This window comes from Anabaena sp. UHCC 0399, from assembly GCF_034931465.1.
In the GTDB taxonomy this organism is placed as follows: domain Bacteria; phylum Cyanobacteriota; class Cyanobacteriia; order Cyanobacteriales; family Nostocaceae; genus Trichormus; species Trichormus minutissimus.
Genome location: NZ_JAYGGZ010000028.1, coordinates 37,649 through 55,787 on the forward strand (window position 1 = coordinate 37,649; position 18,139 = coordinate 55,787).

13 protein-coding genes are annotated in these 18,139 nt (G+C 43.2%); 10 read left to right on the top strand and 3 right to left on the bottom strand.

The window, feature by feature from the left end:
* Positions 1-116: 116 nt before the first annotated feature.
* The gene (locus VB693_RS16180; RefSeq protein WP_323267157.1) at positions 117-4,802 is read right to left on the bottom strand and encodes a glutamate synthase-related protein; all 4,686 of its coding nucleotides are present in this window, start codon (positions 4,800-4,802) and stop codon (positions 117-119) included.
* A gap of 847 nt (positions 4,803-5,649) precedes the next feature.
* On the opposite strand from VB693_RS16180, the gene VB693_RS16185 reads away from it, so the two are divergent.
* From VB693_RS16185 to VB693_RS16225, 9 genes are all read left to right on the top strand, one after another.
* On the top strand, positions 5,650-7,641 hold the full coding sequence (locus VB693_RS16185) for a phosphodiester glycosidase family protein (protein WP_323267158.1): 1,992 nt from the start codon (positions 5,650-5,652) through the stop codon (positions 7,639-7,641).
* A 304-nt stretch (positions 7,642-7,945) separates the two neighbouring features.
* Positions 7,946-8,365 carry a cupin domain-containing protein gene (locus VB693_RS16190; protein WP_190702028.1) on the top strand — a complete coding sequence of 140 codons (420 nt, stop codon included), beginning with the start codon at positions 7,946-7,948 and terminating at the stop codon, positions 8,363-8,365.
* Between the two features lie 383 nt (positions 8,366-8,748).
* Complete coding sequence (locus VB693_RS16195; RefSeq protein WP_323267159.1) at positions 8,749-9,087, top strand: iron-sulfur cluster assembly accessory protein; 339 nt, start codon at positions 8,749-8,751, stop codon at positions 9,085-9,087.
* A 108-nt stretch (positions 9,088-9,195) separates the two neighbouring features.
* Positions 9,196-9,579 (top strand): 30S ribosomal protein S12, encoded by a 384-nt coding sequence (gene rpsL / locus VB693_RS16200; protein ID WP_190702021.1) that lies wholly within the window; start codon positions 9,196-9,198, stop codon positions 9,577-9,579.
* Positions 9,580-9,984: 405 nt separating this feature from the next.
* Positions 9,985-10,455: a 30S ribosomal protein S7 gene (gene rpsG / locus VB693_RS16205; RefSeq protein WP_190702018.1), complete on the top strand. Its 471-nt coding sequence runs from the start codon at positions 9,985-9,987 to the stop codon at positions 10,453-10,455.
* Positions 10,456-10,593: 138 nt separating this feature from the next.
* Positions 10,594-12,672, top strand: a complete 2,079-nt coding sequence (gene fusA, locus VB693_RS16210; RefSeq protein WP_323267160.1) for an elongation factor G — start codon at positions 10,594-10,596, stop codon at positions 12,670-12,672.
* A 22-nt stretch (positions 12,673-12,694) separates the two neighbouring features.
* Positions 12,695-13,924, top strand: a complete 1,230-nt coding sequence (gene tuf, locus VB693_RS16215; protein WP_190702012.1) for an elongation factor Tu — start codon at positions 12,695-12,697, stop codon at positions 13,922-13,924.
* 244 nt (positions 13,925-14,168) lie between these two features.
* On the top strand, positions 14,169-14,486 hold the full coding sequence (gene rpsJ / locus VB693_RS16220) for a 30S ribosomal protein S10 (RefSeq protein ID WP_015113498.1): 318 nt from the start codon (positions 14,169-14,171) through the stop codon (positions 14,484-14,486).
* Positions 14,487-14,801: 315 nt separating this feature from the next.
* Positions 14,802-15,452 carry an LON peptidase substrate-binding domain-containing protein gene (locus VB693_RS16225; RefSeq protein ID WP_323267161.1) on the top strand — a complete coding sequence of 217 codons (651 nt, stop codon included), beginning with the start codon at positions 14,802-14,804 and terminating at the stop codon, positions 15,450-15,452.
* A gap of 108 nt (positions 15,453-15,560) precedes the next feature.
* Here VB693_RS16225 and pheA read toward each other — a convergent pair whose 3' ends face one another.
* Positions 15,561-16,439 (bottom strand): prephenate dehydratase, encoded by an 879-nt coding sequence (gene pheA / locus VB693_RS16230; RefSeq protein ID WP_323267162.1) that lies wholly within the window; start codon positions 16,437-16,439, stop codon positions 15,561-15,563.
* Between the two features lie 261 nt (positions 16,440-16,700).
* Between pheA and VB693_RS16235 the strand changes: the two genes are divergently transcribed.
* Entirely contained in the window at positions 16,701-17,288 is a 588-nt protein-coding gene (locus VB693_RS16235) for a DUF1997 domain-containing protein (RefSeq protein ID WP_323267163.1), read from the top strand.
* 90 nt (positions 17,289-17,378) lie between these two features.
* Here VB693_RS16235 and VB693_RS16240 read toward each other — a convergent pair whose 3' ends face one another.
* Complete coding sequence (locus tag VB693_RS16240; RefSeq protein WP_323267183.1) at positions 17,379-18,062, bottom strand: ribonuclease HII; 684 nt, start codon at positions 18,060-18,062, stop codon at positions 17,379-17,381.
* Positions 18,063-18,139: the final 77 nt, after the last annotated feature.

Below are 18,139 nucleotides of genomic sequence, written 5' to 3' on the forward strand. Positions count from 1 at the left end.
TAATTCGTAATATAAAAGAGACGCGATATTTCGCATCTCTCTACAAAAATATATGGCAATTTTAAATCGCATTGGTATTAGTCATTAGTCACTATTAACTGACTAATGACTAATGACTATACTGAACTCAGATGTTTTTCTGGTACAGCTTGAGGATTGGCTTCTAAACTATCAGCCTCGGAAGGAGGTACTAGTTGCCAGAACTTAGGCAAGAATGCTGACCAATTTTGCAAGATGAGTTCGGCTTTGGCTGAATCTGTACGTTCTGCATGGGCTTTGATTAAATCTTTTAGCTGCTTCTCTCCTGCGGCTGTCATTACCCGTTGGATTTTGACAATTTCTTTGTTGACTAACTCTGGGAATGAGTCATTTTCATCCAAGAAATATGCTAGTCCACCAGTCATGCCGGCTGCTACGTTCCGTCCTACTTTACCCAGAACCACAATTACGCCACCTGTCATGTATTCACAGCAGTGATCCCCAGCACCTTCAATCACTGCTACGCCTTTGGAGTTGCGAACAGCAAAGCGTTCTCCTCCTAAACCATTAGCAAATAACACTCCACCTGTAGCACCGTAAAGGCAAGTGTTGCCTACAATCACGTTTTGTGATGGGTCATAGGTAGAATCGGCTGGTGGTTTAATGATAATTTCGCCACCGTGCATTCCTTTGCCTACGTAGTCGTTGGCTTCTCCCTCTAGGGTCAAAATCATGCCAGGTAGGTTAAAAGCACCAAAGCTTTGTCCAACGCTACCAGTGAAGTTGAGGTTAATTTGCCCTTCAAAGCCACTATCACCGTATTGAGAAGCGATCGCACCTGCTAATCTTGCTCCTACTGTTCTGTCAGTATTGACAATAGCTAAAGTCTTACTAATTGTAGATTGGTTATGAATCGCGGCTTGGATTGCTGGATCACCAAGTATTTGGTCATCTACAACTGGGCCGTTGCTGTGAACTTGTTCATGCACTAACCAGCTACGGTTGGCTTTGGTATCTGGTAGTTGCAGCAAACAATTGAGGTTGAGTGATTGGGTTTTGGTGAGTTTTGCACTTGTCCGCGTTGTCAGTAAATCGGCGCGTCCAGTGATTTCTGACAAGGAACGATAACCTAATCTTGCCAATAAACTCCTAACTTCCTCAGCGATGAAGAAGAAGAAGTTAACTACGTGTTCTGGGATACCTGTAAACCGCTTCCGCAGTTCTTCTTTTTGGGAAGCTACACCTACAGGACAGTTATTGGTGTGGCAAATTCGCGCCATAATACAACCTTCAGCAATCATGGCGATTGAGCCGAAACCAAATTCTTCTGCACCCATCAATGCAGCCATCAAGACATCCCAGCCAGTTTTGAGTCCGCCGTCTACACGTAACAGGACGCGATCGCGTAGGCTATTTTCCATTAAGACTCGATGTACTTCACTCAGTCCCAATTCCCAAGGTGAACCAGCGTGCTTAATGGATGAGAGAGGAGATGCACCTGTACCGCCATCATGACCAGAAATCTGGATGATATCGGCGTTAGCTTTCGCAACACCAGCTGCGATCGTGCCAATGCCAATTTCTGCCACTAGCTTCACTGATACCTGGGCTTTAGGATTAATTTGGTGCAGGTCAAAAATTAACTGCGCTAGGTCTTCAATGGAGTAAATATCATGGTGCGGTGGTGGTGAAATCAAGGTCACACCAGGCTTAGAACGCCTCAACATGGCAATGTAAGGACTCACCTTTGGCCCTGGTAGTTGTCCGCCTTCCCCTGGTTTTGCACCTTGGGCGATTTTAATTTCGATTTGCTTCGCACTGGCTAAATACCCAGGCGTAACACCAAAGCGTCCTGATGCAACTTGCTTGATGGCACTAGAAGCGGTGTCACCATTGCGTAAGCCTTTCAGGTGGGGAAGGGTGGGTGAGTGTCCAGATACGTCTACATCACTGAGGACTTTGTAACGTACGGGGTCTTCACCACCTTCGCCAGAGTTGGACTTACCACCTAAACGGTTCATGGCGATCGCTAGAACTTCATGGGCTTCTCGTGACAACGCACCCAAGGACATTCCACCAGTACAGAAGCGTTTGACTATATCGCTAACTGACTCAACTTCTTCTACAGAGATGGGAGTGCGATCGCTTTGGAAGTCCAGCAAGTCGCGCAAGGCTGTGACTGGTCTACCTTGGAGATGCTGCTTATAAACTTCGTAATGGTCGTACAGCTTGCTATCTACAGCTTTATGCAGTGCTTTGGCTAGTTCTGGGCTGTTCATGTGGTACTCACCACCAGGACGGTAGTTGACAAACCCTAGATTTTCTAACTTTTTAATTGTCAGTTCGGGGAAAGCCTTGCAGTGGAAGGTAAGCACTTCTTGGGCTAACTCACTCACACTCAAGCCGCCAATGCGGGAGGTTGTACCCTGGAATCCCAGTTGTAATAAATCTCCACCAATCCCAATAGCTTCAAAGATTTGTGCTGCTTGGTAGCTAGCAAGGAGAGAAATTCCCATTTTCGAGAGAATTTTCAACAGACCCGATTCTACAGCTTTGCGATAGTTGGCGATCGCCTGCTCTAAGCTAATGGCTTTGAGTTTACCCCGTTCCATGAAACTTTGGGTTTTGGGTTCATACCACCAATCGCAAACGGTATTCAACGCCATGTAAGGACAGACAGCACCTGCACCATAGCCAATTAAACAAGCAAAGTGGTGTGTACTCCAGCACTGGGCGGTATCGACAACGAGGGAGGTTTTCATCCGCAACCCTTCCCGAATTAGGTGATGGTGTACTGCACCTACTGCTAACAAGGGGGGAATGTAGCTATATTCGGAAGTAATCCCACCATTGGCGCGATCGCTTAAGATTAAAATTTTCGCCCCGGCGCGGACTGATTCGGCCGCTTGTTTTTGTAAAGCCTGCACTGCATCTTGCAATCCTGTTGGGCCGTTAGCGATCGCAAACAGTGTTGATAAATCAGCCGTGGCAAATCCCGACAGCTTCATTGCGTCTAATTCTGCTTCTGTTAAGACTGGCGACTCCAGTTTTAGTCTTCTAGCAAATTCTGGCTTTGGTTCTAATAAGTTACCTCTCTCACCCAGTTCCACCTTCAAAGACATCACTAACTTTTCTCGCAATGGGTCAATTGCGGGGTTAGTGACTTGGGCGAAACGCTGTTTAAAGTAGTCATACAGCAGGTGAGGTTTATCTGACAGCACCGCTAAAGGAATATCATCCCCCATACAGAAGGTTGGTTCTGCACCGTTGCTAGCCATTGGTTGAATCACCATTTCCACATCTTCGGTGTTGTAACCAAAGGCGAGTTGATGACGTAGCAGGATTTGTTTGTCAATGGTGTTGGTGGTCAAATGTCCATTTTCGGTGGCTTTATGACCATTACCGTTGCCATTGATGGCTGAAGACTGACCCACAATTTCTTTGAGGTCTTGGCGGTACTGTTTCAGCCATTCGCCGTAGGGATGTTTTTCGGCTACACGCTGCTTAATTTGCCAATTTTTGAGGACTTCGTGGTTGACTAAATCCACAGCAATCATTTGCCCAGGGCCTAGTCTGCCTTTTTCCACAATGTTGGCTTCAGGGAAGTCTACTACACCCGCTTCCGAAGCCACCACAATGTAGTCATCTTTGGTAATAACGTAACGGGCGGGTCTTAAACCATTGCGATCTAAGGTTGCGCCAACTTTTTGTCCATCGCTGAATACTAACAGTGCTGGCCCGTCCCAGGCTTCTTGCAGACCACTGTAATATTCGTAAAAATCAACAATTTCAGGATGGTTAGCTAAAGATGGTTGATTTTGATAAGCTTCAGGCACCATAATCATCAAGGCTTCTTCTGGCGATCGTCCTGAACGCACCAATAACTCCATGACGTTATCTAAGGTAGCGGAGTCACTGCTATTAATATTAGCTACCGGCTTGAGGTCTTCTGTGCGATTTCCCCAAATGGGATGATTGAGGCTAGCTTCCCGTGCCATCATCCAGTTAATGTTACCCAACAAGGTATTAATTTCACCGTTATGACCCAACAACCGCATTGGTTGCGCTAGAGGCCACTTCGGCATTGTATTGGTACTAAAGCGGCGGTGATAAACAGCAAAAGCACTCTTATATGCTGGATTTTGTAAATCTTGATAGAATTCTCCTAAAATCGCAGAACGCACCATGCCCTTATAAACAATTGTGCGGCTAGATAAGGAACAGATATAAAATTCTTCAGCGAAATTTTTAGCAGCTTTAAATATGCGTTTACGAGCAATATACAGTTGTCTTTCTAGTTCATCACAGCTTTTTTCAGATTGCAGAAAAACTTGTTCAATCTGGGGTTGATTTGCTCTTGCTTGTACTCCCAGTAAATCTGGTTGTATTGGTACTACTCGCCAGCCCAGTACAGTTAATTTTTCTTCAGTGGCTATTTTCTCAAAAGTAGCTTTAGCTTTTTTTGCGACTTCTACATCTTGGGGTAAAAATATCATCCCCACCGCCATATTGCTATGAGATGAAAAGTCTATTTCTTCTTGAGAATATTCTGTTTGCAACAATTCCCAAGGAATCGCCGTTAAAATCCCAGCCCCATCACCAGAGTCTTGATCTGCACTACAACCACCCCGATGTTCTAAACAGGCTAACGCTACTAAAGCCTTGGCCACAATTTCGTGGCTGTCCTGATTTTGACGATGAGCAATAAAACCTACACCACAGGCATCTCGTTCTTCTACTAACCACCTTTGCCCTTGGTAGGTATCCCCTGATTTCATATTTGCTGTGATTTCTTGGTTTAGATTCATCGGTTGATCATTCATAGCCTATTCCTGAGATGTCCTGAGATGTTGAGTCACGAACTTCGCCACTGCTGGTGAGCAAAACTCCTAAATTTCGTGCTGCATAGATACATCAAAACCACCGAAATTTAGAGAAAAAAAATTTTAACTTCGGTTTTTAAATTTACCCAGGTTAAAATTTTGACATTATTGCTTATGTGTTTATCCTAATTTTAGACAAAAGATTTTTATCTTGACATGACGCTTCTATTGTGAAAGTAGGTATTTTCTCAATTTTTGTTCTCTGGGAAATATACTTTTCAGACAGAGAATATCTTTAGGATCAAAGAACAAAATTCTCATTAAACGCTTCACTGCTTGACAGACAGAAAAAATCCTGATTTAGTAGCAAAATCAGCGTATTACACTATAGACCCATTTGCAATTCCTAAGTATTTTTGTTTTTGGTCAGAGTTTTACTAATAATTTTCTGCCACAAAAATATATATGCTGTTTAAAACTTACTAAAGTAGTAACAGCAGGAAATATTCTTTTGAGGGTCTACTATTTTAATCCAAATTTGACTACCAAGAATATTTGTCTATAGCTTGGTTATCATCACTGCTAGTTAAAGCCTTTGGTTATAGTGGTTTTAGCGGCAAAATTGCTAAGTGTAATCTATAAGAGATGACTAGCCAAAATATAGGCTATCACGTTTCGGCTAAAAATGAATCATTATTTTTTAAGATTTCCAGACAATTAGTTAACCTCTAAATTGGGTGATAATTTTCAAAAGTACCTATCTATACGTATTTGGGCAAAATTAAATTTATACGTCGAGATAGGGAACAGAAAACAGGGAACAGAATGTCTGGGGATTAAATAAATTATGGTAAAAATGCCAAATTATTGCCGACAGCACAATCATTGTCTTATTGCCAAAAAGTTGAACTATCGCTTATTTCAGACGACTGTATCGCCATTATTGGCGATCGCACTATGTTTGTCTGCTACCAATATCACCAACGCCCAGAAATCCCCACAATTGACTTCACAGTCGCCCATATCTCCAACAGATCGGCAAATACCTGCTGGTAGCCAAATTTCCCTGAATGGTCGTACATTATCAGGTGCTTGGTTGCAAAGACGGGAAGGCACAAATCCAGTTAAAACATACATTAGTGATGCGGCTCTGAACCAACTCATAGGCGTAGACTTATTAAGTAGTAATAACCCTGCTAGACAACCCATAGAGTGGTTTTCCTCAAATACTAATCAATTAGTTCTAGCCACCCATCTACTGAGAGGATATCGTTATCTCGATGTCACAAGTTTTTCGCAAAACGCAGGATGGCAGATGCAAGTGCAAGGAAACACTCTAGTAATTGCCACACCCAAAGCGCAAGTCAAAAATATTCGTCAAAGTCTAAATCCAGCAGTCGTGACCAATGTCACCCCGCTAAAAACAGCTCGCATTGTTTTAGACTTAGACCGTTCTACCCCCTGGCAAGTGAAGCAAGGACTACCAATTAAAACTCTCCTGGATGATCCAAATGCGCCTACTCCCAATAGTTCTGCACCAGTTAACAGGGAATGGACAATTATCTTAGATGCGATCGCAGATGCTAGTTTAATTCAACGCTACACTCCCTTACCCCCATCAGTACCAAATCTACTCAAACAATCATCACCAAAACCAGATTCTGAGGCGTTAATTCAAAAAGTAGAGATTGTAAATAATCAAACGATTATTACTCTCAGTGTTCCCTTAGATTTGTCTCCTCAAATTACCACTATCAATAACCCCGATCGCCTAGTCATTGATCTGCGTCCCGATGCCCTCAAACCACGAGATATTAACTGGGCAACAGGATTACGCTGGCGACAGCAGTTTGTAACATTAGGACAAGACCGCTTTGGGATAGTTTGGTTAGAAGTTAATCCCCGGAGTGTTGGGTTAGCAATAAAACCAATTTGGGCAGCACCTAATACCCTAATTGGTACAGCCCCCTTAATTCAAAAAGCCCAAACAAACCTAGCTGTAGCAGCAATTAATGCTGGTTATTTCAACCGCAATAATAGATTACCCCTAGGTGCAATTCGTCGGGATGGTCAGTGGTTATCTAGTCCCATTCTTAACCGAGGTGCGATCGCTTGGAATGATGCTGGACAATTTTACTTTGGTCGCCTTACTTTACAAGAAACTTTAACTACATCTAGTAATTTGCGATCGCCGATTTTATTTCTCAACAGTGGCTATGTACAGAATGGTATTGCTCGTTACACTCCGGCTTGGGGTCAGAATTACACATCGTTAACAGACAACGAAAGGGCTTTTATCGTCCAAAACAACAAAATTACTAATCAGTTAGCAGGAGATAAAGCTGGTCAAACCAACTTTCCTATTCCTCCTGGTAGCTACTTACTAGTGTTACGTGGCACTGCTACCGCACTAGCATCACAGTTACTCATCGGTACTGATGTGCAGATTACAAGTGCTACTACTGCCCCTGAGTTTAATCGTTACCCCAACATCATGGGAGCAGGGCCATTGTTGTTACAAAATGGGCAAATTGTCCTTGATGCCAAAAGCGAACAGTTCAGTAATGCCTTCATTAATCAAAAAGCTAGTCGTAGCGCAATCTGCACAACCGCAAATAATCACCTAGTAATTGCGGCTGTACATAACCGTGCGGGTGGGGCTGGCCCGACTTTAGCAGAACACGCCCAATTAATGAAACTGTTAGGCTGTGTAAATGCCCTCAACTTAGACGGTGGAAGTTCCACAAGTCTTTACCTAGGCGGGCAACTACTCGACCGTTATCCCAATACTGCTGCACGTGTACACAACGGGATTGGCATTTTTCTCCAATCTCGGTAAGTAGAGAACGGGGCAATTCAATTTTAAATTTTGGATTGACGCTAATCCAAAATCTAAAATCCAAAATCCAAAATTTCTCAGTTCCTCTTTAAAGCTGAGAATAAGCTGCCATCAAGCTTAATGAAGAATTGGTGTAGACAATATAGTTTGAGCAGAGATTATTGATCCACAAAAGTTTTGCTTTGCTATGTTTAGCAAGGTAAAACTAAATTGCTGATTTTCACGGTTGCAAAATTGCCCAAAAGTTTTCCATCAATTATTTAAAAGTAATGACGGTTTGTATATGTCTTCAAATGAGGTAACTATGGCTCAACATCCAGAAAATACTAAGACTAACACTTTATCCTTGCCTACAGCGATCGCGAACCGGAGTATTGCGGCAACTGAACTACGTCCTTGGGGTGCTTTCACCGTTTTAGAAGAAGGACGCGGCTACAAAATTAAGCGGATCGAAGTCAAGCCTGGACACCGCCTTAGCCTGCAAATGCACCACCATCGTAGTGAACACTGGATTGTTGTTTCTGGAACTGCTAGGGTAGTTTGCGGTGATCAAGAAATATTACTTGGTAATAATCAGTCAACATACGTACCCCAGTGTACATCTCACCGTCTAGAAAATCCTGGAGTCATTCCCTTGGTACTGATTGAAGTCCAAAATGGTGAATATTTAGGTGAAGATGATATTATTCGCTACCAGGATGATTATGCCCGTACTGCCAATTAATACCCATATATTATTGCTGTTATCACTTTGAGTTAACAGTAATATTTCGCAAACCATTTAAATTCAGAACTCCAATCTTCAGTCCCTACCTATTTGTCGGTGGGGACAAATCAATTCAAAAATCACAACTCAGCACTCAGCACCAGCTAAACGCCGCGCTACCGCTAACACAACTCAGCACTCAGCACTCACAACTCAGCACCGGCTAAACGCCGCGCTACCGCTAACAGCACTCACAACTCAGCACCGGCTAAACGCCGCGCTACCGCTAACAGCACTCACAACTCCCCTCAAGATTATTGTTCTTTTTGAACTATTGATGATTGCAGCTCAGTCATCTGTAATAATTAGGTATAGTGTTTTCAATTGCCTCAACTAGTTTCATGATTCATTTAAGCCCAGCCGCCGTCAGTGAAATCAGTCGCTTACAGGCAAAACAGCAACCAAACACACATTTTAGGTTAGCTATTAAACCCGGTGGCTGTTCTGGTTGGTTTTACGATATGTCTTTTGATGAAAAAATCAACTCAGGCGATCGCCTTTTTGACATTGACAGTTTTCAAGTGGTCATAGATGCTGAAAGTTGTAACTACGTTGATGGTCTAGCAATAGACTATTCCGAGGATTTAATGGGGGGTGGTTTTCGCTTTCATAATCCCCAATCCGTTGCTACCTGTGGCTGTGGCAACTCCTTTTCCACCACTACACCATCTTTGTTTTAACAAAAAAATTAAAAATAATATGAAAAGTTTGACATAAAAACACAAAAAAAGCTATAATCAGGATTTGTTAAAACTTAGACTAGCAAGCAGCTTCACGCGCTGTAACTCATGCCAACAATACAGCAATTAATACGTAGTGAACGCGAAAAAGCGCGTCAGAAAACCAAGTCCCCTGCTCTAAAACAATGCCCTCAACGCCGGGGTGTTTGTACTAGAGTATACACGACCACACCTAAAAAACCTAACTCTGCTCTACGAAAAGTAGCAAGGGTAAGACTAACCTCTGGGTTTGAAGTAACAGCTTACATTCCCGGAATTGGTCACAATTTACAAGAACACTCAGTTGTAATGATTCGTGGTGGTCGGGTTAAGGATTTACCTGGTGTCAGATACCACATCATTCGCGGCACTTTGGATACAGCCGGAGTTAAAGACCGCAAACAAGGTCGTTCCAAGTATGGAACTAAGCGACCAAAAGAAGGGAAAAAATAAGACAAGTGATTAATCGTAATCTATTGCGATTAGTCCCTTGACTCAAAAGCGTCCAGATTGCATAACAACTGATTATTCCCTTGTTCTGAAACAGAAATAATTATTTATTAAGTGTCTGTTTCCAGAAATTACTCCAGCTTATTCCCCAAATCTACACTCAGCGAGCAAGTGTAGTTAAAAATTCAAAACGCTGTAAGCGACAACAGCGTTTTCCTGGGAAAACCAGAGTAAAAAGACGTTGTCGCTTTGTTATTCCAGTTGTTCAGGATACAAGTCTATAAAATTAGGGTGATTGCAACCGTAAAGCAATTCTTTGCGGAATCGCATCTGTAGCTACCAAAGCGCAGGAAAGCCCCTGTCTGATAGCATATAATTTCGTTGCCAAATCCGAATTAAGGGTAAAGTATGTCTCGTCGTGGTGTTATTCAAAGGCGGCCAGTTCCGCCTGACTCTGTATACAACAGTCGGCTTGTAAGTATGATCATCCGACGGATAATGCGTCATGGTAAAAAATCACTTGCTGCCCGCATCGTGTATGATGCCTTAAAAACTGTAGAGGAACGCACAGGCACTAATGCACTAGAAGTATTTGAAAGAGCAGTGCGGAATGCAACACCTCTAGTAGAAGTTAAAGCTCGCCGAGTAGGTGGAGCAACTTATCAAGTACCAATGGAAGTACGTACAGAAAGAGGTACTACCCTCGCATTGCGTTGGTTGGTACAATTTTCTCGATCTAGACCCGGACGGACAATGGCTGGCCGATTGGCGAATGAATTACTAGATGCAGCCAATGAAAGCGGGAATGCTATTCGCAAACGGGAAGAAACACACCGGATGGCGGAAGCAAACAAAGCTTTTGCCCACTATCGTTACTAAGTAAAATGGCGGTATATCGTGCCTTCATAAGCGGTATATCGCGTCCTTACAAAAAAAGACGGTTTTCTCTAAAAGTATAGAATCTTAACAAAGAGTAATATACAAGATATCATGAGGCAAAAACTATAGGAGGCTACTGTGGCACGTACCAACCCGCTAGAGAAAGTACGCAATATTGGTATTGCGGCGCATATAGATGCGGGCAAAACCACGACGACAGAGAGGATATTATTTTACTCTGGAATAATTCATAAAATTGGTGAGGTTCACGAAGGAACTGCTGTAACCGACTGGATGGATCAAGAGCGGGAGAGGGGAATTACCATCACTGCTGCGGCGATTAGTACCAGTTGGAAAGATTATCAAATTAACATTATCGATACGCCGGGTCACGTAGACTTCACAATTGAAGTTGAACGTTCAATGCGGGTTTTGGATGGTGTAATTGCGGTATTTTGTTCAGTGGGTGGTGTACAACCCCAATCAGAGACAGTATGGCGGCAAGCAGACCGTTACAAAGTGCCTCGGATCGCCTTCATCAACAAGATGGATCGTACAGGAGCGAACTTCTATAGAGTTCACGAGCAAATGCGCGATCGCCTGCGGGCAAATGCCATTGCCATTCAACTACCAATTGGTAGCGAAAACGACTTCAAGGGCATTGTAGACTTGGTGAGTAAGCGTGCATACATTTACAACAATGACCAAGGTACAGATATCGAAGAAACAGATATCCCAGCCGATTTAAAAGAGCAAGTCGAAGAGTATTACACCAAGCTGGTGGAAGCAGTATCAGAAACCGATGACGCTCTGATGACTAAGTACTTCGATGGTGAAGCACTGACAGAAGAGGAAATCAGGTCTGCCCTGCGGAAAGGTACAATCGCTGGCACAATCGTACCTGTACTTTGCGGTTCTGCCTTTAAAAACAAAGGCGTGCAGCTAATGTTAGATGCAGTGGTAGATTACCTACCTGCACCAACAGAAGTACCCCCCATTCAAGGAACACTCCTCAATGGCGACACTGTAGAGCGTCATGCCAATGATGACGAACCCCTAGCTGCTCTGGCATTCAAGATTATGGCTGACCCCTACGGTCGCCTCACCTTTGTTCGTGTTTATTCCGGCGTTCTGAAAAAAGGTAGCTACGTCTTAAATGCTACTAAGAACAAAAAAGAACGGATTTCCCGTTTAGTTCTGATGAAGGCAGATGACCGACAAGATGTAGATGAACTAAGAGCGGGTGACTTGGGGGCTGCGCTTGGCTTAAAAGACACCTTGACAGGAGATACAATTACTGATGAAGGTTCACCAGTAATTCTAGAATCCCTCTTTATTCCAGAGCCAGTGATCTCGGTAGCGGTTGAACCCAAAACCAAGAACGACATGGATAAATTATCCAAGGCTCTGCAATCTCTCTCCGAAGAAGACCCAACCTTCCGCGTCAACGTTGACCCAGAAACTAACCAAACGGTAATTGCAGGGATGGGAGAACTCCACCTAGAAATCCTCGTAGACCGGATGTTACGTGAATTCAAAGTGGAAGCGAACGTCGGTGCGCCACAAGTAGCTTACCGAGAAACGATTCGGAAAACTGTCACCAACGTGGAAGGTAAGTTCATCCGCCAAAGTGGTGGTAAAGGTCAATACGGTCACGTTGTGATCAATTTGGAACCAGGAGAACCCGGTACTGGCTTTGAATTCGTCTCTAAAATTGTCGGTGGTGTAGTACCTAAAGAGTACATAGGCCCCGCCGAGCAAGGTATGAAAGAAAGCTGTGAATCTGGTATTTTAGCTGGATATCCACTAATTGACGTGAAAGCAACGCTAGTTCATGGCTCTTACCACGATGTGGACTCTTCGGAAATGGCTTTCAAAATTGCCGGTTCAATGGCACTGAAAGAAGCTGTGCTTAAAGCTTCACCAGTTCTGTTAGAACCTATGATGAAAGTCGAGGTGGAAGTTCCTGAAGATTATATCGGGAACGTCATTGGCGACCTCATCTCCCGCCGGGGGCAGATTGAAAGCCAAAGCACTGAACAGGGACTCGCTAAAGTGGCATCAAAAGTTCCACTGGCGAGTATGTTTGGCTACGCTACAGATATCCGGTCGAAAACTCAAGGGCGGGGTATCTTCTCTATGGAGTTTAGCCACTATGAGGAAGTGCCTCGCAGCGTGGCTGAAACTATCATCGCAAAAAGCAAAGGGAACGCTTAATTAAAAAAGGAAACGAGCATTCATGGCACGCGCAAAGTTTGAAAGGAAAAAACCCCACGTCAATATCGGTACTGTTGGACACGTTGACCACGGTAAAACAACGTTAACAGCAGCTATTACCATGACCCTATCTGCTCTTGGTCAAGCTGAAGGTAAGGGCTACGACCAAATTGACAACGCTCCAGAAGAAAAGGCGCGGGGGATCACAATCAATACAGCCCACGTTGAGTATGAAACTGAAGGTCGCCACTATGCTCACGTAGACTGTCCCGGCCACGCTGACTATGTGAAGAACATGATCACTGGTGCAGCACAGATGGATGGCGGTATTCTGGTGGTTTCTGCGGCTGATGGCCCCATGCCCCAAACTCGTGAACACATCCTGTTAGCCAAGCAGGTAGGTGTTCCTAGCCTAGTTGTCTTTTTGAATAAAGAAGACATGGTAGACGACGAAGAGCTACTAGAGTTGGTGGAATTGGAAGTCCGGGAACTGCTGACTAGCTATGATTTCCCCGGAGATGATATTCCAGTCATTAAAGGTTCTGGACTCCAAGCATTGGAAAAAATGGTCGCTAACCCCAAAACTAAACGGGGTGAAGACAAGTGGGTAGATAAAATCTATGAATTAATGGATGCAGTAGATTCCTACATCCCCACCCCTGAGCGTGATATAGACAAGCCCTTCTTGATGGCGGTAGAAGACGTATTCTCCATCACAGGTCGTGGTACTGTGGCTACTGGTCGGATTGAACGCGGTAAGGTTAAGGTTGGCGATAACGTTGAACTTGTGGGTATTAGAGACACCCGTAACACCACCGTCACTGGGATCGAGATGTTCAAGAAGAGCCTCGATGAAGGTATGGCTGGCGATAACGCTGGTGTACTACTACGTGGTATCCAAAAGGCTGATATTGAACGGGGGATGGTAATTGCTAAACCCGGTTCTATTACTCCTCATACCCAATTTGAAGGTGAAGTATACGTACTCACCGAAAAAGAAGGTGGTCGGAAAACACCCTTCTTCTCTGGCTACCGTCCCCAGTTCTATGTGCGGACAACTGATGTAACCGGCACAATCACCGCCTTCACCTCCGACGACGGTAGCGAAGCGGAAATGGTCATGCCAGGCGATCGCATCAAAATGACAGTAGAATTGATCAACCCAATTGCAATTGAGCAAGGTATGCGCTTCGCAATTCGTGAAGGTGGTCGCACCATTGGTGCTGGTGTTGTTTCCAAAATTGTTAAATAGCACCCCTTTACCCTAATAACTAAGAGCAGAGATGGTAAAATCCTCTCTGCTCTTTTATCTGAAGTAACTTGAGGGACTCCCACTTCCCACTCTCCACTTACTAGTACAGCACGGCAGAAATAAAGATACCATTCTCAACCGTTCAAAACCTTAAAATACAGGACTTTTGACTTTTGATTTTTGACTTTTGACTTCCGCGTAGCGGTACTACTCCCCTAATTAATCAGAACCTGGAAAATTAAAGATGGCAACTCTACAGCAGCAAAAGATCAGAATTCGTTTAAAAGCTTTTGACCGTCGATTATTGGATACATCTTGCGAGAAGATTGTAGACACAGCTAACCGGACTAACGCTACAGCTATAGGCCCTATCCCTTTACCAACAAAACGTAAAATCTACTGCGTATTGCGATCGCCTCACGTAGATAAAGATTCGCGCGAACACTTTGAAACTCGCACCCATCGCCGAATTATCGATATCTACCAACCTTCATCTAAAACCATTGATGCGCTGATGAAACTGGACTTACCATCAGGCGTAGACATTGAAGTAAAACTGTAATTAGTTATTAGTCAATAGTCAAAAAATCCACAGAAGTCAGTTCTTTTGGGAAGAGGGCGCAGTGAAAAGGTTTCCTATTCTTGATAGCACTGCGTAGTAACTAGCACTCAAAAGTCTATAGTTAATAATCCAAAGTCAAAAGTATATTAACTAATGACTATTGACCATTGACTACAGTATGAATATAGACCTAGCCCTGAAGAAATTTATTTCAGGGCTTTTTCTTAGCCATGAAACAGATGATAGAATGTAAACAAATTATGGGTAAATCAAAGAATAATAAATTTTTAAAATTAAATTTATACTCAGGTAACAATGACATCTTCTTCTAGAATTGCAGTTCGTGAACTACCTCTGTTCCCGTTACCCGAAGTGGTTCTGTTTCCCACTCGACCATTACCTCTACACATCTTTGAGTTTCGCTACCGGATCATGATGAATACGATTTTGTCAAGCGATCGCAGGTTCGGTGTGGTAATGGTTGACCCAGTTACAGGCCAAATAAGTAATGTTGGTTGCTGTGCAGAAATTATTCACTACCAGCGTTTACCAGATGATCGTATGAAAATGCTGACCCTGGGACAGCAGAGGTTTCGCGTTTTAGAATACGTTCGAGAAAAACCTTATCGGGTTGGCTTAGTGGAATGGCTAGAAGACCAGCCACCAAGTAAAGATTTACGTCCTTTGGCAACGGAAGTTGAACAACTACTGCGTGACGTGGTTCGACTTTCAGCTAAGTTAACAGAACAAAATATTGAACTCCCTGAAGAGTTGCCTGATTTACCTACCGAGCTATCTTATTGGGTGGCTAGTAATCTTTACGGTGTGGCGGCGGAGCAACAGTCATTACTAGAAATGCAAGATACTGCGGCTCGCTTAGAACGAGAAGCAGAAATTTTGACTACTACTCGTAATCACTTGGCAGCTCGTTCTGTGCTAAAAGATACCTTTAATTCAAAATTATAAGCCGTCACCTATGAACACATATTGGCAGGAATCAAGCTAGTCTGTGAAAAGAGGGAATAGGAAAAAAGTATACAAAAGCAGTATTCTTTCTTTTTACTTTTGCATTAGTCATGACTCCTGGCTAATAACTGGCAGAACATTGTAACTACCAAAGATTTTGAGAACTTCTGTGTGGGTAGTTAGTTCTGCTAAAGCAGATTGCATCTGTGGAGTGTTGACAGCCGCTTCTAAATCAATAAAAAATAAATACTCTCCTAGAGATCGCTTAGTCGGACGAGATTCGATCCGACTAAGGTTAATTCCTATTTGAGCAAATACGTGTAGTGCTTTAACTAATACTCCGGGGACATTAGCAGGTACACTAAAAGCTAAAGAAGTATGACTGGGAGTTTGTAAAGGTAGCTGCTGTGTAATCCCTGTTTCTGCCTGACTGATTACCCAAAAGCGTGTACAATTTTCTGGATAATCGTTAATTTGATTAGCTAATATCGGCAAGTTATAAATTTGAGCCGCTCTATTAGAGGCGATCGCGGCGGCTGTGATATCCTGCTTTAAAGCTTGTAATGCTTCAGTAGTGGAATTGCTGGGAATCAACTTGACATTGCTAAGAAATTCCCCCAACCAATTTTGACACTGTGCTAATGCTTGGGGATGAGAATAAACAGTTTGAATCTCATCTAAATTAGTAGCGCAGGAAATCAACGCATGGGCAATAGGCATCACTAAAGCTGATTGAATTCGTAAACTGTCTAGCTGCCATAATGTATCCATTGTCATCGTGACGCTACCCTCAATAGAATTTTCTACCGGGACAACAGCCAACTGGGTTTGCCCTTGGGCAACGGCTTTTAACGACTGAGCAATACTAGGATAGGGACATAAGATAGTTTCAATATCTGAATTTTGTGTTAGCAATTTAACATAAAAAATAGTGGCTTGTTCTGCGTATGTTCCAGGAGGCCCTAAATGTGCGATCGATATAGTCATCTGTTTATTAGTTATCTGTTCAATTTATAGACTATATCGTGAGTAACCTTTCTTTATTGATCAAAGATAGTGCTTTAATTTGATTTATTGGACTACGTATCAAACCTTTAGGTAGTGTAATTATCAATTTGTACCTGTACAACGGCGTAGGTGCTTGAGCAACTTGTGGAAATTGCTAGTCAAATGTAATCTAAATTAAAAAAAATAAACATAATAAATTAATTAATAATAGAAGTATCAAACCATTACTTCCCGTAACTCATGGCTACCAAGTTCAATGCCTCCCAATCGGTAGAAATTGCTGTACCGCAGCAGCCTATTCCTATTCAGCACTACTTGCGTCAGCCGCAACGTCTAGTTAATGCTTTGGTTGATCAAAGGCGCATTCAGCAACTTTCTGAGGAAGTCTTCCGGCTCAAAATGCGTCCTTTGACTTTTATGTCCCTGAGTATTCAACCCACTGTAGACATGAGAGTCTGGGCAGAATCAAATGGGACAATTTATCTGCGATCGCTAGGCTGTGAAATTCTGGGTTTCGAGTATATTAATCAGCGTTTCTCTCTAAATTTACGCGGGTACTTGTCTCCATACCAACACAATGGTGACACTCGTCTAAGAGGTCAAGCAGATTTAGAAGTACAGGTGGATTTACCACCGCCTTTTTCCTTCACGCCCAAACCAATTTTAGAAACAACAGGGAATGGTTTACTCAAGAGTGTCTTGTTAACAGTTAAGCAGCGATTAACCCATCAACTGTTAGCAGATTATCGCCAATGGGTAATTTCACAAACTCACAATCAAAGTTTAAATAATGACGGTGCTAATTTGCCATTCCTGAATTTAGAGTAAGCCAGATGCGACAGAGGTGTCTGAGTTTGGATTTGTGTCCGAATTTTGGAGAGTGGGGATGGGGGTTTAAGGTTTTTAACCCCCATCCCCCTAAACCTCTATACCGCTAATCTGGCAAGGACGAAAAGACTTGCGGTGTAGGGGGGAAGAACCGTATTTTAGCAGTGCTAACAAATGTTTTTTACTACCATAACCCTTGTTATTCGCTAAGTCATACATGGGATATTTGGTTGCTAAACGCATGATCAAATCGTCACGCCAAACTTTAGCCACAATACTAGCAGCAGCAATGGCGAGCGATCGCTCATCTCCCTTGATGATGGTTTGTTGTGGCACAGGTAAGTCCTTAACCAACTGATTACCATCTATCAAGCAAAGCTCAGGCTGTACTTTTAGCTTGTGTACAGCCCGCCTCATAGCTAATAGAGTTGCTTGCAAAATATTCATTTGGTCAATTTCAGCCGTGGAAGCATAACCAATTTTCCAGTCTGTTGCTAGGCTATAAATTTGTTGCGCCAGCTTAACTCTGCGAACACTAGATAGTTTTTTACTATCTTTAATTTCAGCTGCTGTCAGTTCTGGCAAAGCAGAGGCTGGTAATATAACGGCTGCTGCCACGACAGGGCCGAACAAACAGCCCCGCCCAACTTCATCTACTCCTGCTATCAACCCCGGAATATTTGCAACCGTCGAAGAAAACTCTAGCCAATTAGTTTCCTTTAAAGGCGTTGGCGTTGGCGTAGCCTTTCCTAGAGATGGGCTACACCCCACCATAAGCGATGGCGTTCCGCCCACCGGAGGTGAGTGATCGCAGTACATTAGCACTTTGCTCCGTCTCTAACATACAGACA